Annotated in this window: 19 protein-coding genes; 16 read left to right on the forward strand and 3 right to left on the reverse strand. The window is 35.4% G+C overall.

Annotation, left to right across the window (positions count from 1 at the left end; all coding sequences use genetic code 11):
• Positions 1–2 precede the first annotated feature (2 nt).
• Positions 3–161 (reverse strand): DUF1540 domain-containing protein, encoded by a 159-nt coding sequence (locus tag OTK01_RS03375; RefSeq protein WP_084694653.1) that lies wholly within the window; start codon positions 159–161, stop codon positions 3–5.
• Between the two features lie 103 nt (positions 162–264).
• Between OTK01_RS03375 and csaB the strand changes: the two genes are divergently transcribed.
• From csaB to fabZ, 16 genes are all read left to right on the forward strand, one after another.
• Positions 265–2,103: a polysaccharide pyruvyl transferase CsaB gene (gene csaB, locus OTK01_RS03380; protein ID WP_029229092.1), complete on the forward strand. Its 1,839-nt coding sequence runs from the start codon at positions 265–267 to the stop codon at positions 2,101–2,103.
• The gene (locus tag OTK01_RS03385; RefSeq protein ID WP_029229091.1) at positions 2,104–2,955 is read left to right on the forward strand and encodes a YitT family protein; all 852 of its coding nucleotides are present in this window, start codon (positions 2,104–2,106) and stop codon (positions 2,953–2,955) included.
• Between the two features lie 112 nt (positions 2,956–3,067).
• Complete coding sequence (locus OTK01_RS03390) at positions 3,068–3,916, forward strand: transketolase (RefSeq protein WP_029229090.1); 849 nt, start codon at positions 3,068–3,070, stop codon at positions 3,914–3,916.
• 1 nt (position 3,917) lies between these two features.
• Positions 3,918–4,859: a transketolase family protein gene (locus OTK01_RS03395; RefSeq protein WP_029229089.1), complete on the forward strand. Its 942-nt coding sequence runs from the start codon at positions 3,918–3,920 to the stop codon at positions 4,857–4,859.
• A 143-nt stretch (positions 4,860–5,002) separates the two neighbouring features.
• Positions 5,003–5,860, forward strand: a complete 858-nt coding sequence (locus OTK01_RS03400; protein ID WP_029229088.1) for an AraC family transcriptional regulator — start codon at positions 5,003–5,005, stop codon at positions 5,858–5,860.
• A gap of 242 nt (positions 5,861–6,102) precedes the next feature.
• Entirely contained in the window at positions 6,103–8,421 is a 2,319-nt protein-coding gene (gene yicI / locus OTK01_RS03405; RefSeq protein WP_029229087.1) for an alpha-xylosidase, read from the forward strand.
• A 73-nt stretch (positions 8,422–8,494) separates the two neighbouring features.
• Complete coding sequence (locus OTK01_RS03410; RefSeq protein WP_029229086.1) at positions 8,495–10,258, forward strand: cache domain-containing sensor histidine kinase; 1,764 nt, start codon at positions 8,495–8,497, stop codon at positions 10,256–10,258.
• A gap of 3 nt (positions 10,259–10,261) precedes the next feature.
• The gene (locus tag OTK01_RS03415) at positions 10,262–11,836 is read left to right on the forward strand and encodes a response regulator transcription factor (RefSeq protein ID WP_029229085.1); all 1,575 of its coding nucleotides are present in this window, start codon (positions 10,262–10,264) and stop codon (positions 11,834–11,836) included.
• 174 nt (positions 11,837–12,010) lie between these two features.
• Positions 12,011–12,925 carry an ABC transporter permease gene (locus tag OTK01_RS03420; RefSeq protein WP_029229084.1) on the forward strand — a complete coding sequence of 305 codons (915 nt, stop codon included), beginning with the start codon at positions 12,011–12,013 and terminating at the stop codon, positions 12,923–12,925.
• A gap of 36 nt (positions 12,926–12,961) precedes the next feature.
• Complete coding sequence (locus tag OTK01_RS03425) at positions 12,962–13,852, forward strand: carbohydrate ABC transporter permease (protein ID WP_029229083.1); 891 nt, start codon at positions 12,962–12,964, stop codon at positions 13,850–13,852.
• A gap of 75 nt (positions 13,853–13,927) precedes the next feature.
• Complete coding sequence (locus OTK01_RS03430; RefSeq protein WP_029229082.1) at positions 13,928–15,625, forward strand: ABC transporter substrate-binding protein; 1,698 nt, start codon at positions 13,928–13,930, stop codon at positions 15,623–15,625.
• Positions 15,626–15,748: 123 nt separating this feature from the next.
• On the forward strand, positions 15,749–16,399 hold the full coding sequence (locus OTK01_RS03435; RefSeq protein WP_029229081.1) for an MgtC/SapB family protein: 651 nt from the start codon (positions 15,749–15,751) through the stop codon (positions 16,397–16,399).
• Between the two features lie 73 nt (positions 16,400–16,472).
• A complete protein-coding gene (locus tag OTK01_RS03440) occupies positions 16,473–17,954 on the forward strand; it encodes an aminotransferase class I/II-fold pyridoxal phosphate-dependent enzyme (RefSeq protein ID WP_013431900.1) in 1,482 nt (493 codons plus the stop codon).
• Positions 17,955–17,969: 15 nt separating this feature from the next.
• Positions 17,970–18,410 (forward strand): Mini-ribonuclease 3, encoded by a 441-nt coding sequence (locus tag OTK01_RS03445; RefSeq protein WP_013431901.1) that lies wholly within the window; start codon positions 17,970–17,972, stop codon positions 18,408–18,410.
• A gap of 21 nt (positions 18,411–18,431) precedes the next feature.
• Positions 18,432–19,457, forward strand: a complete 1,026-nt coding sequence (locus tag OTK01_RS03450; RefSeq protein ID WP_013431902.1) for a DUF1646 family protein — start codon at positions 18,432–18,434, stop codon at positions 19,455–19,457.
• Positions 19,458–19,502: 45 nt separating this feature from the next.
• Positions 19,503–19,925 carry a 3-hydroxyacyl-ACP dehydratase FabZ gene (fabZ, locus tag OTK01_RS03455; protein WP_013431903.1) on the forward strand — a complete coding sequence of 141 codons (423 nt, stop codon included), beginning with the start codon at positions 19,503–19,505 and terminating at the stop codon, positions 19,923–19,925.
• A 40-nt stretch (positions 19,926–19,965) separates the two neighbouring features.
• Here fabZ and OTK01_RS03460 read toward each other — a convergent pair whose 3' ends face one another.
• Together OTK01_RS03460 and OTK01_RS03465 are read right to left on the reverse strand one after the other, a co-directional pair.
• Positions 19,966–21,006, reverse strand: a complete 1,041-nt coding sequence (locus OTK01_RS03460) for an ATP-binding protein (RefSeq protein WP_029229080.1) — start codon at positions 21,004–21,006, stop codon at positions 19,966–19,968.
• Positions 20,993–22,012, reverse strand: coding sequence for a DnaD domain-containing protein (locus OTK01_RS03465; protein ID WP_013431905.1), 1,020 nt, complete (start codon positions 22,010–22,012; stop codon positions 20,993–20,995). Before OTK01_RS03465 ends, OTK01_RS03460 begins: the two co-directional genes overlap by 14 nt.
• Positions 22,013–22,077: the final 65 nt, after the last annotated feature.

Genomic DNA, 22,077 nt, shown 5'->3' on the forward strand with positions numbered 1-22,077 from the left:
TGTTATCTTTTGAGCTGATATGTGTGGCAGTTTGTCTTTTCTTTTGTTCCATGAGCAGATGAGCCACCACCGTCTACAGAGACTTCAATTGATGGGGCAGTACATCTTTTGTTATCCCAGTACATACAGTCTGAAACATTGCATGTGATTCTGTCTGGCATCTTCAATACCTCCATTTTGATTTGAATTTGCAACTTTCAAGGTTTATTTTCTGCAACAAGACTTTAGTTTATTCAAAATATAAAATTTGGGTGAGAAAAGAGAATGAAAAATATTGTTATATCAGGATATTATGGACAATTAAATACTGGTGATGAGGCCATACTAAGGGTTTTAATAGATAGACTGAGAGAGTATGAAAGGCAAGAGAATGAAGATTTAAATATTATTGTACTTTCATCGAGACCGCAGCTGACAAGTAGTATTTACAATGTAGAGTCTGTAAATAGGAAAAAGATATGGCAGGTTGTAAAGGCACTAAAAAGGTGTGATGTTTTTATTTCTGGTGGAGGAAGTCTTTTTCAGAATGAGACAAGCAACAGAAGTCTTTATTATTACCTGTTTCAAATTTTTATTGCCAAACTGTTTGGCAAGAAGGTTTTTATTTTTTCTCAGGGGATAGGACCAATAAAAAAGTGGTATAATATTTTGATTTTCAAGCATATAATCAAACTTGCTGATTATATTACAGTAAGAGACTATGACTCTTTTGACCTGTTGCACAGACTAAAGCTTAAAAATAAAGTAGACTTGTCGGCAGACCCTGCATTTTTAATGAGTCCTTGCTGTGAGAAGAAAGTTGAAAAATTATTAGAAAAATATAACATAGACTTTAGTAAAAAGACAATAGGGATAGTGGTAAGAAAGTGGAAAAAAGAAAAAGATATGACCGACAAAATTGCTCAGATTGCGGACATTCTTATAGAAAATGAAGGATATAATGTAGTTTTTATTCCTTTTCAGGGCAAGTGGGACATAATAAAGATAAATGAAATTGTTTCAAAAATGAAAACAAAACCATATATTCTTTCTGAAAATCTTCAGCCTCATGAACTTTTAGGTATTTTTAGATATTTTGATTTAATAGTTGGTATGCGGCTTCACAGCCTCATATTCGCAGCTAAAATGAACAAGAGGTTTGTTGGAATATCCTATGACCCTAAAATTGACAGCTTTCTTAAAATATATGGTTTAAAACCGGCGGGGTATGTTGACAGTTTTGATGTTAACAATGTGCTTTTGAACATCCAGTACATGCTTCATGAACCAAAAATTCAAAAGAAGATAGAGCAGACCACCCAGAACTTGGTTCAGAAGGCTGAAAAATCATTTGAGATTTTAAAAGAAGCCTTGGCCTCAATCAAAAAAAGAAAGAGCATCAATGTTTTGGGTGTAAGAGTCGATTGTATCAATTTTGATAAGGCAAAGAAAAAATGCATTGACTTTTTATCTGCATCTTCACCCAAAGCGGTATTTACACCCAATGTAGAGATGATAATGCTGGCCCGAAAGGATGAAAAATTTAGAAAAGTTTTAAATTCGGGCGATTTAAACGTGCCTGACGGTATTGGTGTTGTGTGGGCTTCAAAGTATTTTGGTGAAAAGCTGTATGAAAGGGTCACAGGTTTTGACCTTATGATGTCTCTTATGCCAGAGCTTGAGAAAAAAAGAGCAAGAGTATTCTTGCTTGGTGCAAAACCGGGGGTTGCCGAAAAAGCAAAAGAGAATCTGTTAAAACAGTTTAAAAATTTAGAAATTTGTGGGGTTCATCATGGATATTTTAGTGAAGAAGAGAATAACACGGTTTTGGAGATTATAAACTCCTCAAAAGCAGATGTTTTATTTGTTGCAATGGGTATGAAAAGACAGGAAGAATGGATTTACAAAAATAAAAAGAAGCTCAAATGTAAGCTCATTATGGGTGTTGGTGGCAGCCTTGATGTTTTGTCAGGTGAGGTAAAAAGAGCACCCAAGATGTTCCAAAGACTTGGGCTTGAATGGTTTTATAGACTTATGACCCAGCCCTGGAGGTTCAAAAGGATGCTTGCACTTCCTAAATTTGTATTTGTTGTTTTGAAAAACAGGATATTTGGGGGAAGATAAATGCTTAAAAAAATTTTCAGGGTAATATATGAATATGCTGCAATAACTTTTGGTTCACTTTTGGTTGCACTGTCTTTGAATCTTTTTCTTGTTCCAAATAAGATTGCAGCTGGTGGTTTTTCGGGTATTGCAACAGTTGTATATTATGTTTCACACTACAAGCTTCCTGTTGGTATGACAATGCTTGCATTAAACATTCCTGCCTTTATTCTTGGTGTTAGAACAATTGGCGTGGATTTTGGTGTAAAAAGCGTTTATGGGACAGTGATACTTTCGGTGCTTACAGACATTACAACATTTGTGCCATGCATTACATATGATAAACTTTTGGCGTCGGTGTTTGGTGGAGCGCTGATGGGGATTGGTCTTGCAATTGTTCTGTTGTTTGGTGCAACAACTGGTGGAACAGAGATGCTTGCAAAGATAATTCACAAGTTCATTTCATTTATCTCTGTTGGCCAAATTCTTTTGGGACTTGACGTTGCTGTTATTGTGCTTGCATCGGTTGTGTTTAAAAACTATGAGCTTGGACTTTGGGCAGTTTTGACCCTCTTTGCATGTTCAAAACTTATTGACGCGATACTTGAGGGTGTCAACTTTGCAAAGGCGCTAATAATAATCTCAGATAAATCTGACATAATTGCTGAAAAGATTTTAAAGGAGCTTGACAGAGGTGTAACAGGGCTTCATGGTATTGGGATGTGGACAAAGACAGAGAAAAATGTTCTGCTGTGCGTTGTAAAAAGACATGAGGTGAGCCGTGTCAAAAACCTTGTCAAGAGCATTGACCAGAGAGCATTTGTGATTTTGACAGATGTTCGTGAGGTTTTAGGTGAAGGTTTTTCTGTTTGAGAAAAAAATGATTTGATGGTATAATATAAAGAAAAAAGATACTAAGAACACCAATTAACAGGCAAAAACCAACCCAAAAATTGTATTTTGCAAAGGAGGTTTAAAAGCTAAGATGGACAAGGCAAAAGAACTTGAACTCAAAAAGATAGCGACTGAAATAAGAAAGAGCATAATTATTCAAACTGCATCGGCAGGGTCTGGTCATCCTGGCGGGTCGCTCTCTGGCGTTGAAATTTTGACATATCTTTACTTTGTTGAGATGAACATTGACCCGAAAAATCCAAAAGACCCCAACAGAGACAGATTTGTTCTTTCCAAAGGTCACGCATCCCCTCTTTTGTATGCTGTTTTGGCTGAAAAGGGTTTCATCAACAAAGATGAGCTTACAGGCTTCAGACAAATTCATTCAAATTTGCAGGGCCATCCTGACATGAAAAAAGTGCCTGGAGTTGAAATGTCAACAGGGTCACTTGGGCAAGGTTTGTCTGTTGCAAACGGTATGGCATTGGCTGCAAAGCTGGATGGAAAAGACTATAGAGTTTATGTTTTGCTTGGTGATGGTGAGATTCAGGAAGGTCAAATTTGGGAAGCTGCCATGACTGCTGCTCATTACAAACTTGACAATCTTACAGCCTTTTTAGACCACAATGGGCTTCAGATAGATGGAAAAATCACAGAGGTTATGTCCCCCGAGCCTGTTGATGAGAAGTTCAAAGCATTTGGCTGGCATGTGATAAAAATAGACGGACATGATTTTAATCAGATTGAAAAGGCTGTAAACGAGGCAAAAACAATAAAAGGGAAACCAACAATCATAATTGCTGAAACAGTGAAGGGCAAAGGCGTATCTTTTATGGAAAATGAAGCTGGCTGGCATGGAACAGCACCAAATAAAGAGCAGGCACAAAAAGCTTTAGAGGAGCTACAAAAGCAGCTAGAAAGTTTGGAGGTGCAAGGATAAGATGGCAAAGATAGCGACAAGAGAAGCATATGGTCAGGCATTGGCTGAGTTTGGTGAAGTATACAAAGACATTGTTGTGCTTGATGCTGACCTTTCAAAATCAACAAGGACAGAGATTTTCAAAAAGAAATTTCCTGACAGGTTTTTCAATATAGGAATTGCAGAACAGGACCTTATGGCAACAGCAGCAGGACTTGCAACATGCGGCAAGATTCCGTTTGCAAGCACATTTGCAGTATTTGCCGCTGGAAGAGCTTATGACCAGGTGAGAAACTCAATAGGTTATCCACATCTAAATGTCAAGATTGGAGCATCACATGCAGGTGTATCAATCGGCGAAGATGGAGCATCGCATCAGATGCTTGAAGATATAGCTTTGATGAGAGTAATCCCTGGGATGGTGGTACTCTCTCCTTCTGATGCAGCATCCACATATGAGTGTGTAAGACTTGCAATTGAGCATGAAGGCCCTGTTTATATTCGTCTGGGCAGACTCGGTGTTGAGGAGATTTACAAAAAAGGAGAGCTAAAGCTCACTCTTGGCAAAGGCATTGTTCTTCAAAAAGGTACAGATGTTGGAATTTTGGCAACAGGGCTGATGGTCCATGAAGCTATAAAGGCTGCAAAAATGTTACAGGATGAGGGAAATTCAGTATATCTTGTTGACATGCCGTGCATAAAACCAATTGATGTTGATTTGATTTTAGATGTTGCAAAAGTGACTGGCTGCATTGTCACAGCAGAAGAGCACAATGTGCTGGGTGGTTTTGGAAGTGCTGTTTCTGAGGTTTTGATTCAAAACTATCCTGTACCGGTAAAAATGGTTGGTGTAAATGATGAGTTTGGAAGATCAGGTAAGCCTGAAGATGTTCTAAAATACTATAAGCTTACAGCAGAGGAGATTGTAAATAAAGCAAAAGAGGTTATGAAGATGAAAAAATAAATAAGAATATCGAGAGATGAAAATGAGCTGCCGCAATTTTTGAAAAAGCGGCAGCTTTTTATTTTGTTGTAGTTGTGTTAAAATCTAATTGAGACTCATATATTGCTTTTGTTTAAAACATACAATAAAGTGGGGAAATCACAATGGATGAAAGACTAAAGCTCAAAGAAAAGGTTCAGCATGGCAGTGCTGTGTTTCCTATAAATGTGTATGAAAAAATATTTGTTCATGAAAACAATACCCTTCTTCCTCACTGGCATGATGAATTTGAGATAGTCTATCTTGAAAAAGGAACAGCAAGTTTTAGAGTTGATGGCAAAGAATATTTTTTGGGACCAAAACAGTTTTTATTTGTCAACTGTGGCTCAATTCACGGTGGAAAAGCTGAAGAAAATCCAGAGCCTTATGCTATTGTGTTCAATTTAAGCATGCTCTTTTCTGAAGGCCCAGATATATGCAAAAACAAATACTTGCAATCTATTTTAGAAAGAAAAGCGCTTGTTCAAAATAAGTTTGATGACTCTTGTGTTGGAGAGCTGATTTCAAACATAATAACAGTGTGGAAAGAAAGAAAAAAAGGTTATGAACTCTTAGTAAAAGGCTATTTATTTGTCATATTTTATCATCTTTTTAATAAAGGATATATAACAGCCGGTGGTGCTGATAGAGAGCTTGATTTGAAACTTGAAAAGATAAAATCCGCACTTGATTACATCAATTCTCACTATTCATCTGAACTTGATATTGACCTGCTTGCAAAGCTCGCAAACCTGAGCAAATTCTATTTTTGTCGTCTTTTTAAGGAGATTACTCATCTTACACCAGTTGATTACATAAACAAGTTCAGGGTTGAAAAGGCAATAGAGCTTATCAAAAACACAAACATGAGTATTTCTGAGATTGCATTTGAAGTAGGTTTTAACAATGTAAGTTACTTTATCAAAGTGTTTAAAGAGTATGTGGGCATTACTCCGTTCAAATACAAGAAAAATATCTTGTAATTTTCACCTCAATATTAATGTACTCCGAATCATTATACCTCAAATTATTATACTTTAAAATATAGTACTAAAAAAAATGGATAATAATCCCATGGTACTTGTTTAGAGCAAGGTATTTATACTTTTTTGCAAAAGAGTATGAGAAGTAAGAAAAGAGGTCTTTTATAATAAGACTAGATTATTTCCAAACTTCTCTTTAACAATGATCCATTTTCACTCTAAATAAGGGGGAATTACTTGAAATGAAATTTACAGACGGTTTTTGGCGTGTCAAAGAAGGAATAAGATTATATCATCCAGCTCATGTGTATGATTATGAAGTTGCAAAAGATTCAGTTACTATTTTCGCACCGGCTCACTTCATTACAAACAGAGGGCAAACACTTCAAGGTCCTGTTTTTACCATACGATTCTCTTCACCTTTTGAGGATGTTATAAGAGTGCAAATTTGGCACTACAAAGGACAAAAGGATAAAAAGCCATATTTTGAATTTCATCAAGAAGAAGGATACTGTCCTTCAATAGAAGATTTTTCAGATAATATAGTAATAACAAGTGGAAAGCTCAAAGCTACCATTAATAAAAAAGGCGGATGGGGGGTAACATATTACTACCAAGATAAATATCTAACAAAAAATGGTTGTAAATATTTTGGCTATGCAATCATGCCTGATAATACTGCTTACATGAGAGAACAGCTTTCTTTGAGTGTTGGCGAGTGCGTTTACGGGCTGGGCGAAAGGTTTACTCCTTTTGTTAAAAACGGACAAGTGGTTGATATGTGGAACGAAGATGGTGGTACAATTTCTGAGCTTGCTTACAAGAACATTCCTTTTTACATCACAAACCGTGGGTATGGTGTTTTTGTCAATGACCCGGGACGTGTGTCGTTTGAGGTTGCATCTGAGAATGTCGAGAGAGTTCAGTTTTCTGTGGAAGGTGAATATTTGGAGTATTTCATAGTTGGTGGCAGCGATATGAAAAATGTTTTAGAAAATTACACAAAGCTGACAGGAAGGCCAAGTCTTCCACCTGCATGGTCTTTTGGGCTGTGGCTTACAACCTCATTTACTACAAACTATGATGAGAAAACAGTCACAAGTTTTATAGATGGAATGATTGAAAGAGATATTCCACTTCATGTATTCCATTTTGACTGTTTCTGGATGAAAGATATGCACTGGGTTGACTTTGAATGGGACAAAAGAGTTTTCCCAGACCCGAAAAATATGCTTGAAAGATTAAAAGAAAAGGGAGTTAAAATTTGTGTTTGGATAAATCCTTATGTGTCTCAGCTTTCAAAACTTTTTGATGAGGGAAAAGAGAAAGGATATTTTCTAAAAAAACCAAACGGAGATATTTGGCAGACAGATAGCTGGCAACCTGGTATGGCTATTGTTGATTTTACAAACCCAGAGGCGTGCAAGTGGTATGCAGAAAAGCTCAAAGATCTAATTAGAATGGGGGTTGACTGTTTTAAGACAGATTTTGGTGAAAGAATTCCAACAGATGTTGTATACTTTGATGGTTCTGACCCTCAAAAGATGCACAACTATTACACATACCTTTACAACAAGACTGTGTTTGAGACGCTTCAAGAGGCGTTTGGCAAAGGAAATGCAGCAGTGTTTGCAAGGTCAGCAACAGCAGGAAGCCAGAAATTTCCTGTACACTGGGGTGGAGACTGTTTGGCTTCATATGAGTCCATGGCAGAAACACTCAGGGGTGGTCTTTCACTTTCACTTTGCGGGTTTGGTTTTTGGAGTCATGACATAGGTGGCTTTGAGAGCACAGCCACAGCAGACCTTTATAAAAGATGGGTGGCATTTGGGCTTTTGTCTTCACACAGCAGACTTCATGGGAATTCTGCCTATAAAGTTCCATGGCTTTATGACGAAGAGGCGGTTGATGTACTTAGGTTCTTTACAAAATTAAAATGCAAGCTTATGCCATACATCTTTTCAGCGGCTGTAGAAGCGACAGAAAGAGGAATTCCTGTTTTAAGACCAATGGTCTTAGAGTTTCCTGACGACCCAGCATGCCTTTATCTTGACAGGCAATATATGCTTGGAGACAGCCTTTTAGTTGCACCAGTCTTTTCAAAAGATGGATATGTTGAGTATTATGTGCCAGAAGGGGTTTGGACAAATATTCTGACAGGAAAAAAGATTGAAGGTGGCAGATGGAGAAAAGAAAAGCACGGCTATTTTAGCCTTCCACTTTTAGCAAGGCCAAATACTATAATCCCAATGGGAAGTGTAGACACAAAACCCGACTATGATTATGCTGATAATGTGGTGCTCAATGTTTACCATATTGATAGCGGGAAAACTGTGAAGTCTCAGGTAAGAAATACAGAAGGTAAGGCAGAAGTTGAAATTGAAGTGATAAGGGATAAAGATATTATTTATGTGACAAAGATAAAGGATACGAAAAAACCATGGAGTTTGTATTTTGATTCTCTAAAGATAGAAGCTTTGTCAGGAGCAAGTGTAGAGGTCAAAGAAAAAGGCAGCAGAGTAATTATTAGTGACGATACTGCTGTATTGAAAGTAATTTGATTTTTTCCATTGCTTTTGAAAAAATTTTTAAGCTAAAATGAAAACATGACCAGCTTTATGTGTGGTGAAAGGTATGAAAAGCCTTCTTACAAATCTTCAAATGAGGAAAAAATTTATACTGGCATTTCTCATATCAGCATTTATTCCCCAAATTATTTTGGGGATTATTCTTTTTTTAAATCTTCATTCTATTGCTTTGGAAAATGCAGTGAGTAATACAAAAAGGAACGTCCAGGATGTAAAAAATAAGCTCTTAGATGTTTTACAAAATGCTGTGGATATTTCAAACAAGCTATACCTTGATAAAAAATTATTAGGTATACTTTCTACTGAGTATAATGACATATCAAAGCTATATGAAGATTATACATCGTATACAGAATTTTCTAATTTGATCTCCATATATTACAAAAATATTCATGCTATTAGAGTATTTGCTTTTAATCCAACACTTCTCGAGACAGGGGAGTTTGTGAAAATAGATGACTTTGTTAGAAGACAAAAGTGGTTTGTTCATGCAGTTGAAAAAGATGGTAAAATATTATGGGAACTTGTCTTTGATAATGACCCCTTCAGACCACAGTATTATTTTAGTTTGGTAAGGCTAATTAAGAATTCTTTTGGAGAGAAACTTGGTGTAATGGTAATTTACATAAAAAAGGAAAGAATTGATGAGATTCTCTCTCAAAACGGAAACACCATTGTTGTTACTGATAAAGGAACCATAGTTGCAGCAAACGATCAAAATTTGGTTGGTAAAAGTATAGATATAACACCTTTTGGTGGGGATGATAGGTTAGTTGAGAGTGTCAAGATAAACCAGCAAGATTTTATGGCTTTTGTTGGAACTATTATGCCGAATGTAACAAGTGGCAATTACTTAAAAATTATTTCTTTTTTCTCTAAAAAAGAAATTTTTAAGGTACCAAATAGAATATCACTTTTTGCGTTCGGTGTGATAACAACAGATTTATTAATTTCTTTATTCTTGATGCTTCTTTTTTCAAAGTTTATTACTGACAGGTTAACTGTATTAAATGAAAAAGTAAATCAGATTTCACATGGGCACCTTGACACCAGCATAGAAATTCTGGGAAAAGATGAAATAGGTCAGCTTGCAGAAAATGTAAGTGAAATGGCAAAAAATATTAAAAATCTTATTGAACAGGTTTATTTAGCAGAGATTCAAAAACAACAAATACTCACCAAACAACGGGAGATTCAGTTTGAAATGCTATCAAGCCAGATAAATCCTCACTTTCTCTTTAATACCCTTGAAGCAATAAGAATGAAAGCAGTTTGTAACGGACAAGAAGAAATTTCACATATTGTATATCTTCTGAGTAACCTGTTAAGAAGAAGCATAACAGTAAGTTCAGAACTGATTTCATTGAAAGAAGAGGTAGAATTTGTTCAACAGTTTTTGGAGATTCAAAAATTCAGATTTGGAGATAGAATAGATTTTGATATTCAGGTTGATGAAGAACTTTTTGATTATAAGATACTACCTTTTATAATACAACCTCTTGTAGAGAATTCGATTAAGCACGGAATTGAACCTAAAGTTGGAAAGGGTTATATTAGTATCAGAATTTTCAAAAGAGAAGAAAAAATAGTAATTAAGGTTGAGGATAATGGAATTGGAATGAAGGAAGATGAATACGAAAAGCTTATTTCAAGGCTCAAGTCAGATCAAAAGGATGCTCATGTAGGACTTAAAAATGTATACACAAGGTTGAAATTGTTTTATGGTAATGAATTTGAGTTTTTAGTCAAAAGTAAATTTGAAAGTGGAACAGTGGTTGAAATAATTGTTCCAAGGAAAGGAGATGAATAGAATTTGTTTAAAGTAGTTTTAATTGATGATGAGCCGATAATTATTGAAGGGCTGAAAAAGATTTTAGACTGGAGTGCACTTGGATTTGAAATAGTTGCTGTTGCATATGATGGTGTAGATGGTGTTTCGAAACTGCTCGAAATAAATCCTGAGGTTGCTTTAATTGATATAAGAATACCTGGGATTGATGGACTTTCACTTATACAGAAAGTAAAAGAAAAAAATCTGTCAACCAAGATTGTTATCCTTTCTGGTTATTCGGAGTTTGAATATGCTCAAAAGGCTGTAGAACTTGGAGTTGAGGGTTATCTTTTAAAACCTGTTGATAAAAACCTTCTTGAAGAAAAGTTAAAAATCATAAAACAAAAACTGGAAGAAGAGTTTGAAGTAACACAGATAATTTCAAGTACAAAAAAATTGACTAAGGAGAAAGCAATTGAAAAACTAATATTTGGGGCTTTGAGCAATAGCGAAATAGACTATATAAATAAATTTTTTGAACTTCAGCTTCCGTGGAAAAAATATCAAGTTGCTATAGTTCAGCTGCTCGAGGAAAATTTGAGCTGTTGTGAGATAAGTCAAAAAGTTTTATATGTAAAAGAAAAAGTGGATGGTTTTTTAGAAAAAAATATGTGCGGTTTTTCTGTTATAATTAACAACAATATTTGTATACTTTTCAAGGATTTTTATTATCCATTCAATGGGAGAAGTATTAATATTTTAAAGGATACTCTTATGAAACATACTGGTGGTCAAATTATTATTTCAATTGGAAGTGAAGTAGAAAATTATAGTGAAATACCAAAGTCTTTTAAAGAAGCGAATGTACTTTTAAAGAAAAGGTTTTTATTGGGGTATCGTGGATTAATATTTACAAAAGAAGTATTTTTCCAAAGAGATACAGGTGAAAGAAGTTTTGATAACAAAAGATTTGCTTCTGATTTGGCAGTTGCTATTGAACTTGGCAACTTTGCCAAAATAAATGAAATATTAGAGATAAAAGCAAATAACTTGATAGAAAAAGATGTTTCTGAGGGGGAAGCAAAGAGTGACTTTTATAATTTCTTTGTTGAGGTTTTATATAAGTTGTCTCAAAATGAAGAGTATAAAAAAGTTGTAGAAGGATACCTCTCTCAAGAAGTTTTCAGAAATCTATTTTTACAAAAAACTTTAACAGAACTGAAAGGTCTTGTAAAATACTATTTTGTTATGATTTCAGAACGAATAAGAAAACTTTATTCAGAAGACTTTAAGGATAAAATTGAGGAGTTTTTAAAAAAGAACTATTTCAGAGATATAAAGCTTGAGGCTTTGGCAGAGAGTTTTGGTTATAATACCTCTTATTTTAGTAAACTTTTCAAAAAGACTTTTGGTGAAAACTTTTCATCCTACGTCGAAAAAGTAAGAATTGAAAAAGCAAAAGAATTTCTAAAAGGTGGCGAAAAGGTTTCGGAAGTTGCCAGGAAAGTTGGGTATGAGGATATAGATTATTTTTGTTCAAGATTTAAAAAATATGTGGGATGTTCACCAAAAGAATACAAAGTAGGGAATAAAAATGAAGAAAAAAATTCACCTTGAGCTTCTTGAAAGGCCTATTCTGAAAGGCTTTTATTTTTTTGTGGGTAAGACAAAACAAAACTGTCGGGTATAACATGTCAAAATATTGGGGTATGAGTTTTTAATTTTTGATTTTAGAATTATAATTGCAAGCAAGATTCAAAAAAATAAACAGAAAACCTTGGAGGTTTATAAATGAATAAATCTAAATTAACCAAAACATTGTGGAAACAAAGATATTTAATCTTAATGGTATTCCCATTTATTGTTTGGTTAATAATATTTAGATACATACCCCTGTGGGGATGGATAATGGCTTTTCAAGATTACAGACCTGGAAAACCAATTTGGCAACAAGAATGGGTAGGGATAAGATGGTTTGCAGAGATGTTCCAAGACCCAGATTTTTATAAGGCTATGCGAAATACACTGGTAATGAGCATTATGGGATTAGTATTTGGTTTTCCGCTACCGATAATATTAGCTTTGCTTTTAAATGAAATAAAGAATATGGCGTTTAAGAGGACTGTCCAAACAATTTCATACCTTCCCCACTTTGTTTCATGGGTTGTTGTTGCAAGTTTGGTAAGTGAGATTTTGTCTCCAAGCGGTATTATAAATCAAATCTTGCAAAAACTCCATTTGACAAATTACCCAATTATGTTTATGGCAGAACCGCGTTATTTTTGGTGGATAGTTACATTTTCTGATATTTGGAAAGAACTTGGCTGGAACACGATAATTTATTTAGCAGCAATCACTTCAATAAATCCCGAACTTTACGAGGCAGCAACTGTTGATGGTGCAGGAAGGTTTAGAAAAATGATAAGTATTACCCTTCCCGGAATAATGCCGACCGTTATTGTCCTTCTTATTTTAAGCATAGGAAATATAATCAATATAGGCTTTGAAAGACAGTTTCTTTTAAGAACAGCTGCAACAAGGGATGTGGCAGATGTCATTGACCTTTATATTCTTTCGTACGGAATTGGTACAGGCAGATATTCTTTTGGCACAGCTGCGGGGGTATTCAAGTCAGTTTTAAGTCTTACGCTTTTGATCTTTGCAAACTGGCTTTCTAAAAAGACAACTGGCTATAGAATGATGTAGTTAAAAATTGGAAAACGATGTGGGAGGCTTTTTAAGATGAAAAAGAAGACAGTGGGCGACATAGCATTTGAGATTTTTAATTACACGTTAATGATAGTCTTAGCAATTGTAACCTTATATCCATTTTTACATGTCCTTGCTGTATCACTAAATGACCCTTACGATGCAATAAAAGGTGGAATAACTATTTTTCCCAGAAAATTTACATTGGTAAATTACATAGAAACCTTAAATTATCCTCAAATTCCATGGGCTGTGTTTATAACTGTATTAAGAACAGTAACTGGAACAGTTTTAGGAGTACTTTCATCTGCAATGGTTGCCTATGTTATAAACCGAAAGGATTTTATTGCAAGAAAAGCTGTTTCGATAATGTTTATTATAACCATGTACGTGAGCGGGGGACTTATTCCAGAGTATATGCTCATGCGTGGTCTTGGACTTATGAACAATTTCCTTGTGTACATTCTGCCCGGGCTTATAAGTCCGTTTAACGTGATTGTCATAAAATCTTACATGGAAGGCATTCCAGCTGATGTAGAAGAGTCTGCAATGATAGATGGTGCTAATGACTTTTTGATATTCTGGAAGATAATATTGCCACTTTGTGCACCTGTAATCGCAACAATAAGCTTATTCATTGCCGTGGGGCACTGGAACTCATGGTTTGATACATATCTTTATTGCTCAAGTGAACCAAAGCTCACAACCTTGCAATATGAACTTCAAAAGATTTTGTCTAATGCAACAGCTTCATCTCAGGTAGATTACTACAGCAATCTTGACCCTAACAGAACAATGAAGGTAACCCCTCATTCTCTCAGAATGGCTATGACCATAATTGTAACCTTGCCAATATTGTTCGTGTATCCATTTGTTCAGAGATATTTTATTCATGGTATGACAATTGGTGCTGTAAAGAGTTAGTAGAGTGGATGGGCTTTTAGCTGGTAAAAACCAGCTTTTAGCATAAAACAAAAAATGGGGAGGGTTAAATGAGGTATGAGAATTTCAAAAAAGTTACTCTCGGTTTTATCAATTGTAGTGGTTGTAAGCTTTGTTTTAGGAATTGGCTTTGTTGGGAATGCTGGTAGTTCAAAGCTTGTCCATCCTCTAAAACCAACACCAGAAGCTAAAACTCCTATTACATTTACAATGTATAGTGCTGAAACAAACCCAAATGATGATGGATTTAAGTCTCCAGTCGCGCAGAAGATAAAAGAACTTACAGGTGTTACATTAAAAATTGAGTATGCAATAGCTGCAGGTGCTGGTCAACAAAAACTTCAGCTTATGGCAGCAAGTGGTGACTACCCGGATTTGGTTTATGCAAAGGGAGATTTGCAGCTTCTTAAGAATGCCGGTGGTATTGTACAGCTGGATAGTTTAATAGAAAAATACGGTCCTAATATCAAAAAGGCATATGGCAAAAATCTTAAAAGGCTCAGATGGAGTCCTCAAGACCCGCATATCTATTGCTTGGGAATAACAACAGATAATGATGCAACACTGGATGTAAATGGCGGTTTTATGGTTCAGCACAGAGTAGTAATTGAGCAGAAATATCCTAAGATTAGGACAATAAAAGATTTTGAAAATGTCATAGTAAATTACTGGAAAAAACATCCTACAACAGACGGTCTTCCAACCATTCCTCTGACACTTTCTGCTGATGACTGGAGAACGGTTATTTCTGTAACAAATCCAGCATTTATAGCAACTGGTGCACCTGATGATGGAGAGTTTTATGTTGATCCAAAGACTTTAAAGGTAATTAGACATTATAAAAGACCTATTGAAAAAGAATATTTCAAATGGTTAAATCACTTGTGGAATGCTGGAATTCTTGATAGAGAAACATTTGTTCAAAAGGATGACCAGTACAAAGCAAAGATTGCATCGGGAAGAGTGCTTGCTTTGATTGATGCTGGCTGGGCTGTGAGCGAGCCTATTACAGCACTTAAGAAAGCAGGAAAATATGAATACACATATGGTTATTATCCTGTTACAGTAAACGAAAAGATTAAACAGGCTCCGCCCGATGTTAAGGTTGGATACACAGGTGGCTGGGGTGTTGCAATAACTGTCAAGTGCAAGGACAAGGTAAGAGCCATTAAATTTTTAGATTGGATGTGCACAGAAGATGCAAATATCTTAAGACAGTGGGGAATAGAAGGAGTTCATCACACATATGTAAATGGTAAAAGAGTATTTCTTTCAAAAATTGACCAGATGCGAAAAACAGACCCAACGTTCTCTAAAAAGACTGGGATTGGTGCATACCTTTATCCATTCCCAAGACTGCCCAATACGTATATTGATTCAACAGGAAATCCAATTGCACCTGATACAAGGAAAGAAGATATAAGAAAGAACTATAGTGATGTTGAAAAGAAAGTTCTCTCAGCATACAAAGCTGAGATTTGGAAGGACTTGTTCCCAAAATCAAATGAATATCCAGAAAAAACGTGGGGATATCTGTGGATGATTTCAATTGATGATCCTAATATCAAAACAATAAACGATAAAATTTGGAATTATACACTTTCGACCATTCCAAAAGTTGTAATGGCAAAAGAAAAGGATTTTGATAAGGTATGGAACGAATTTTTAGCTGGTTTTGAGAAACTTGGCAACAGCAAAGTTGAAGAATATTATACAAAGAGAATTAAGCAGAATATTGAATTGTGGACAAAATAATAAAGTTTGCCGGAGGAGGCTGCTTTCCGAAAGTTAAAAAATGGTGAGCAGCCTCTTTAATTTTCTTAAATTATGTAGTATAAAATATAAGTATAATCTCACATCCTAAAGAGGGAATCTTGAATGCTGCAGGATATATTGAAAATCATATTTGCAATCTTAGCAGGTGGACTCATTGGCATTGAACGTGAAAATGTCCACAGACCGGCAGGTTTCAGAACGCACATTTTGGTGTGTGTAGGTTCAACGCTTGTTATGATGACATCTGAGTATATCTATGATATTTATTACAAAGGGCATGCAAACATAGATGTTGCAAGGCTTGGGGCTCAGGTCATCTCAGGAATTGGTTTTTTGGGTGCAGGGACAATTATAAAAGATGGTGCGACAGTAAAGGGATTGACCACTGCTGCAACTCTGTGGGCTGTTGCGTGTATTGGTCTTGCAATTGGAATTGGGTATTACAAAGGAGCTTTTTTAGCAACAGCAGCTGTGTATCTTACTTTGATTCTATTAAAAAAGTTTGAAGTAAGATTTGTATCAAAAGGAATTTTGAGGTCAATTACTGTCGAGGGGCACAACTTGAAAAGTTTTATTCAAAAGATAGATTCAATTTTGACTGCACACTCCGTGACAATAAAGGATATCAAATTTATGCATGAAGAGAATGAAAAGGTTTGTTATAAAGCTTTGGTTTTGCCAGATACCAGCATAAATCAACTTATAACAGAGTTATATCTGATTGAAGGCGTGAGCCGCGTAACTTTTGAGTAAAAAAAAATACTTTTAAAAAAATTGCAGTGTGGTATAATTATCAATCAGAAAATTAAAAAATATAGAGAAAGAAATGGAGGCAGGGCAGAATAAGGTGACAAAGGAGGATCAGAGCAAAACACCCTTATTTGATGCTGTAAAAAGACATATTGAAAAGAACATAATACCGTTCCACGTTCCAGGGCACAAATATGGAAGAGGTCTTAAAGAGTTTACCGATTTTGTCGGGCAAAACGTCATGCTCATGGATTTAAATGGCATGGAAGATTTAGACAATGCAAACAACCCAATTGGTGTCATCTATGAAGCTGAAAAACTATTTGCAAGCGCGTTTGGTGCTCAGTATGCATATTTTCTGGTAAATGGCACGACATCCGGTGTTCAGACAATGATAATGTCGGCATGCGAACCTGGAGATGAGATAATACTGCCTCGAAATGCACATAAAAGCGCGTTTGGCGGGATAATCCTAAGCGGGGCAATTCCTGTTTATGTTCAGCCAGAGGTCAATGAAGAGCTTGGGATTACTATGGGTGTTACAATTGAGAATGTAAAAAAGGCAATATTGAAACATCCTCATGCCAAAGCAGTTTTTGTTATAAACCCAACATATTATGGAATTGCAAGTGATTTGAAGTCCATAACAAGGACAGCGCACAAGTTTGGAATGGCCGTTTTGGTAGATGAAGCGCATGGTGCACATATGGGATTTCATAACGATTTTCCGCTCACTGCAATGGAAGTTGGAGCAGACATGAGCGCAGTTTCTACTCACAAAACAGGCGGGTCGCTCACTCAAAGTTCAGTGCTTCTTCTTAGAGGCCACAGGATTCAACCAGAAACTGTCAAGCAGGTTTTGAACCTTACTATGACAACAAGCTCGTCATACATTCTGATGTGTTCCATAGACGTTGCAAGAAAACAGCTTGCAATGTATGGTGAAGAGATGTTAGAAGAAACTTTGCGACTTGCCAGAATGGCAAGAGAAGAGATTAACAAGATTGAAGGACTTTATGCATTTGGAAAAGAGCTAATTGGGACGCCAGGTGTTTATGACTTTGATGAGACAAAACTTGGTATAAATGTAAGAAGACTCGGCATAACTGGATATGAAGCTGAGAGAATTTTGAGGGATGAGTATAACATCCAGGTTGAGATGTCTGACCTTTACAATATCCTTGCAATAATCTCTTTGGGAGATACACAGGAGAGTGTGGAAAAGCTAATTGAAGCTCTTCGCGATATGGCGAAAAAGCTTGGTGTCAAGGATGTAAAGACACCAACCATAGTACTGCACTCACCGCAGGTGATTGTGTCGCCAAGAGATGCGTTTTATAGCTCTAAAAAGGTTGTTGAGCTTGACAATGCAGTCGGAGAGATTTCGGGTGAGATGGTCATGGCGTATCCGCCTGGAATACCACTTATTTTGCCGGGTGAAAGAATTACAAAGGACCTTGTTGATTATATAAAACTTTTAAAAGAAGAAGACTGCCAGCTGCAGGGCACAGCCGACCCTTATGTAAATACAATAAGGGTACTTGGAACAGCTGATTAATAAAGAGTGCGCTTTTTGGATATTTTAAAAACGTATTTGAAAGAGAGTGAGGACAGGTTGCTCAGTCCTTTAGTATATGCTTATATTGGAGATGCAGTATATGAGTTGTTTGTAAGAAACAAAATAATAGCTGAAAATCCAGATTTGACCCCCTACCTATACTATCTTAGAACTACTATGTATGTAAAAGCTTCGAGTCAAGCAATGGCTATAAAAAAATTATATGAAGAGCTTGATGAAGATGAAAAAAGAATTGTAAAGAGAGGCAGAAATGCAAAACCAAAAACCATTCCCAGAAATGCCAAGTTGAGTGATTATAAATATGCCACGGCCCTTGAGGCACTAATTGGTTATCTTTATTTAGCAAATAACATTGAGAGATTAAATTATATTCTTTCACAAACGTATGATATAATAACTGAAGAATACAGCAATGCCAAGAATAGCTGTCAATAATATTAGGAAGGAGTTTTCCAAATGATTGCAGGATTAATAATTCTGCTATTGGTTATTTTATTTTTACCCTTTTTATTAAAGGCAGTTGAGCACAATTTGGAGTATTTCTTGTTTGTAATGGGTATTATTGGTGTTATTATTTCTAAACAGATGAATTTAAAGTTATTTGAGCACATACTTCAAAATAGATTAATCTACTATATAACTTTTGCAGTTTTGATAGCAGGTTTGCTGTTTTTCTTCTTTAGAAGTAGAATAAACAAAATGATTGAATTATTGACCCATAAGATTTCAATACAATTTTTTGTGTTCATTTTAATTCTTATCTTAGGATTAAGTTCCAGTTTTATTACCGCGATAATTGCATCATTGTTATTGACCGAAATTTTACATCATACACCGCTTGAGAGAAATACCAAATTAAAAGTTATTGTATTGGCATGTTTTGCGATAGGATTTGGAGCAGCATTAACGCCAGTGGGTGAACCATTGGCGACTATTACTATTTCAAAGCTCAAAGCTGATTTTTTCTATTTAGCAAGGGCTATTGGATTTGAAATTATTATCACAATATTGCTTATGGCATTTTTGGCAGCCTTAGTTGTTAAAAAGGCAAATAAAGTTGATAAAGATGAATATATAGAAAATACAGAGGGAGTTAAAGATGTTTTTTTAAGGGCTTTCAAGGTTTTTGTATTTGTGTTTGCACTTGAGCTTTTAGGAACAGCTTTCAAACCATTGATAGATTTGTACATTATAAAGTTGGATGCAAAGATTCTTTACTGGGTAAATATGATTTCTGCTATAGTGGACAACGCAACCCTGGCAGCAGCTGAAATTTCTAAAGAAATGACAAATGAACAGGTTAGGGCGATTATTCTTGGAATGATTATAAGCGGAGGAATGTTAATACCTGGGAATATACCGAACATAATATCAGCAGGAAAATTTAAAATAAAAAGCAAAGAATGGGCAAAAATTGGAGTTCCAATAGGTTTGATTTTAATGGTCACCTATTTTGTTTTGGTGTTTATAGTTAGGGTGTAAGAGTTTGAGTTTTTAGGATTTTAGATTAGAAAGGAAGATTAAGTTATGTATAACATTGACAAAATACTACAAATTATTCCTCACAGATACCCTTTTTTGCTTGTGGACAGAATTATAGAAGTTGAAGAAGGAAAGCGAGCAAAGGGAGTTAAAAACGTTACAATCAACGAACCGTTTTTCCAGGGACATTTTCCTTCAAATCCTGTGATGCCGGGTGTGTTAATTGTTGAGGCAATGGCACAGGTTGGAGCTGTTGCAATGCTTTTAAAAGAAGAGTTTAGAGGAAAAACTCCGTTTTTTGCAGGCATTGACAAGGTAAGGTTCAAAAAAGTTGTAAAACCTGGCGATGTTCTTGTGATTGAGACAGAGCTAATTTCTCTCAAAGGTTCAATTGGCAAGGCAAAAGCAGTAGCAACAGTTGATGGCGAAGTTGTATGTGAAGGTGAACTACTTTTTGCTATAAAATAAAGGTAACCGGCAAAATTACAAGCTGGTTACCTTTATCTTTTTATGATAATTCTAAAGTTCTCTTTTCAAGCTGAAGTTTTGCTTTTATTACCCTCACGTCTTCTCCGAACAGATGCAAAAACATAAAATATTCCTGAAGCCTTCCCATTATGAACTGCGAATAAACGGTAACAAGCCCGTCAAGGCTGTAGTTTGTTGTTATAACCATTTTTTTGCCTGCCAAAAATCTTTTATCCAGCAAACTTTGAAAAACGCCATGGCAAAACTCAGCATTCTTTCCTTCATTCCCAAGGTCATCAATAATCAGAAGGTCCACTTCTTCAAGGCTTTTGTACTCTTCATCGCTTACCTCTTCATAGAGACGAACCATTTTGGAATACTTGTCTTTTAATATCTCAAAGAAAGAGATACTATCCAAAAATATTACTGTTTTGCCCTTATCAATGATTTCCTTAGCAATACAGTGAGCAAGAAACGTCTTGCCAAGACCGGTTGGTCCATAAAACAACAGATTTTTTTGATTTGGCTTATCAAAATTTTCTACAAACTTTTTCGCTTCTTCGACTATCTTGAGCATGTTCTTATATGGTGATAGACCTTCTTTTAAGTCCACTTCTTTGGAATAGTAATTCAAGTTGAAATTGTCAAAATTATGATCTTTTAGAATGTCCTTTAGCTTGCTCTGTTCATACAGAAGTTCAATGAAAAGCTGGGTCCTGCATTTGCAAACATCAACTCTGTCTTCTAAAACAACAAAACCCGTGTCCTGGCATGCCTTGCACACATAGTCTGGTTCTAAATAGTCGCTTGGATATCCCATCTCAATTAAAAGTTTTGTCCTTTTTGAAATAAGCGTATCTAAAATTTTGGAATATTTAGCTATTTGCTCTTTATTTTGCATAAGCGACGCTTTTGACAGCTTCAAGCCAGCTAATTTTATCTTGTCACATATGTCGGCAAACTCTTTTGATTTTGTATAAAGTTCACTTATTTTTCTTTCTTTTGAAAGCTCTGCATTGTAGCGTCTTTGCTTGTATATTCTATCTATCGTCTCTAATATTTCTTTCTTATTCGTCATCATTTGCATTACCTCTCAAGGCTTTTTTGTAAAGTTCTTCTAACGCAGTGTATGTAGATGGGTCTCTTTCTTCACGGAGGCTCTTTTTATTTGAGGACTGTTTTTTGCTCTTTTCTTTCTTTTGAGCATTTTCAAGCTCAAACTTTTTAATTGATTCTAAATCTTTTAGACCTGCTTCATACCACCTTTTTATTATACCATTTACATAGCTGACAGTGGGATTGTTCACATTTTTCACAAGGCTCAAAGCATACATAATAACATCTTCTGGCACTTTCCAGTCGTTTATCCATACATTCATAATTTCATCTTCCACCTTGGTCGGAGCCCTGTTGTATATTCCAAGATACTGAAGAACAAGCCTTTTTATTCTGCTTGTATCTTCCTGTGACTTTATATATTCTTCAGCTTTTTCAATACTATCAATATTAAGCTCCTTCCATTTGATTGCTAATTGCTCAAGGAATTTAAGGTTTTTATTATTTTTGGTTATCGTAGCATAGTTTATTAACATAAATATAACCTCAATAGGCAGTTTTAGCCAGTCATAAATCTCAAGCAAAACATCAATATCACTTTTGTTAAATGTCCTACAGTACTGTTTTTGGGCAAATTCAAGAAGGTTTCTAAACTTTTCATCTGTCTCAAAAAATCTGGATAAGTCCTCTGTTGTATAAACTGGAGGTGTTGGCGTGCTTTCAACCTTTTCAGATGCAAACATCTCATCCAAAAACTCAATTGAAAAATTGCCATCAACGTCTTTGGAAAGCCTTATAAGATTTCTTTGCGCCCAAAATTCAAGTGCTTTTACAACATCACTCTCAAGAAGATTTAGTTCCTTTGAAATCCTATCTATTTCAACTGCTTCAATTTTGTTCTGGAAAAGATATTTAAGGTAGATATATACCTTCACAAATTCCCCGTCAGAAAAAGGCATATGATTTTTAATAAAATCGTAGCCTATTAAAACAAAGTTTTGCTGTTTAGGCGTAATAAATAGTTTTCCCATGTATAAAATTGCCCCCTTTTTGTGATACAATAATTTTATCACAAAACTTCATTTATTTTTATACC

This window comes from Caldicellulosiruptor acetigenus (assembly GCF_026914305.1).
Taxonomy (GTDB): domain Bacteria; phylum Bacillota; class Thermoanaerobacteria; order Caldicellulosiruptorales; family Caldicellulosiruptoraceae; genus Caldicellulosiruptor; species Caldicellulosiruptor acetigenus.

Bases quoted from the DNA above. Each gene is read 5' to 3' on its own strand.
- OTK01_RS03410 (WP_029229086.1), top strand. From the start codon at position 8,495: ATGAAAAGCCTTCTTACAAATCTTCAAATGAGGAAAAAATTTATACTG.
- OTK01_RS03430 (WP_029229082.1), top strand. From the start codon at position 13,928: ATGAGAATTTCAAAAAAGTTACTCTCGGTTTTATCAATTGTAGTGGTT.
- OTK01_RS03385 (WP_029229091.1), top strand. From the start codon at position 2,104: ATGCTTAAAAAAATTTTCAGGGTAATATATGAATATGCTGCAATAACT.
- OTK01_RS03435 (WP_029229081.1), top strand. From the start codon at position 15,749: ATGCTGCAGGATATATTGAAAATCATATTTGCAATCTTAGCAGGTGGA.
- OTK01_RS03440 (WP_013431900.1), top strand. From the start codon at position 16,473: ATGGAGGCAGGGCAGAATAAGGTGACAAAGGAGGATCAGAGCAAAACA.
- OTK01_RS03460 (WP_029229080.1), bottom strand. From the start codon at position 21,006: ATGATGACGAATAAGAAAGAAATATTAGAGACGATAGATAGAATATAC.
- OTK01_RS03390 (WP_029229090.1), top strand. From the start codon at position 3,068: ATGGACAAGGCAAAAGAACTTGAACTCAAAAAGATAGCGACTGAAATA.
- fabZ (WP_013431903.1), top strand. From the start codon at position 19,503: ATGTATAACATTGACAAAATACTACAAATTATTCCTCACAGATACCCT.
- OTK01_RS03425 (WP_029229083.1), top strand. From the start codon at position 12,962: ATGAAAAAGAAGACAGTGGGCGACATAGCATTTGAGATTTTTAATTAC.
- OTK01_RS03400 (WP_029229088.1), top strand. From the start codon at position 5,003: ATGGATGAAAGACTAAAGCTCAAAGAAAAGGTTCAGCATGGCAGTGCT.
- OTK01_RS03450 (WP_013431902.1), top strand. From the start codon at position 18,432: ATGATTGCAGGATTAATAATTCTGCTATTGGTTATTTTATTTTTACCC.
- OTK01_RS03395 (WP_029229089.1), top strand. From the start codon at position 3,918: ATGGCAAAGATAGCGACAAGAGAAGCATATGGTCAGGCATTGGCTGAG.
- OTK01_RS03420 (WP_029229084.1), top strand. From the start codon at position 12,011: ATGAATAAATCTAAATTAACCAAAACATTGTGGAAACAAAGATATTTA.
- OTK01_RS03465 (WP_013431905.1), bottom strand. From the start codon at position 22,012: ATGGGAAAACTATTTATTACGCCTAAACAGCAAAACTTTGTTTTAATA.
- OTK01_RS03375 (WP_084694653.1), bottom strand. From the start codon at position 161: ATGCCAGACAGAATCACATGCAATGTTTCAGACTGTATGTACTGGGAT.
- yicI (WP_029229087.1), top strand. From the start codon at position 6,103: ATGAAATTTACAGACGGTTTTTGGCGTGTCAAAGAAGGAATAAGATTA.
- csaB (WP_029229092.1), top strand. From the start codon at position 265: ATGAAAAATATTGTTATATCAGGATATTATGGACAATTAAATACTGGT.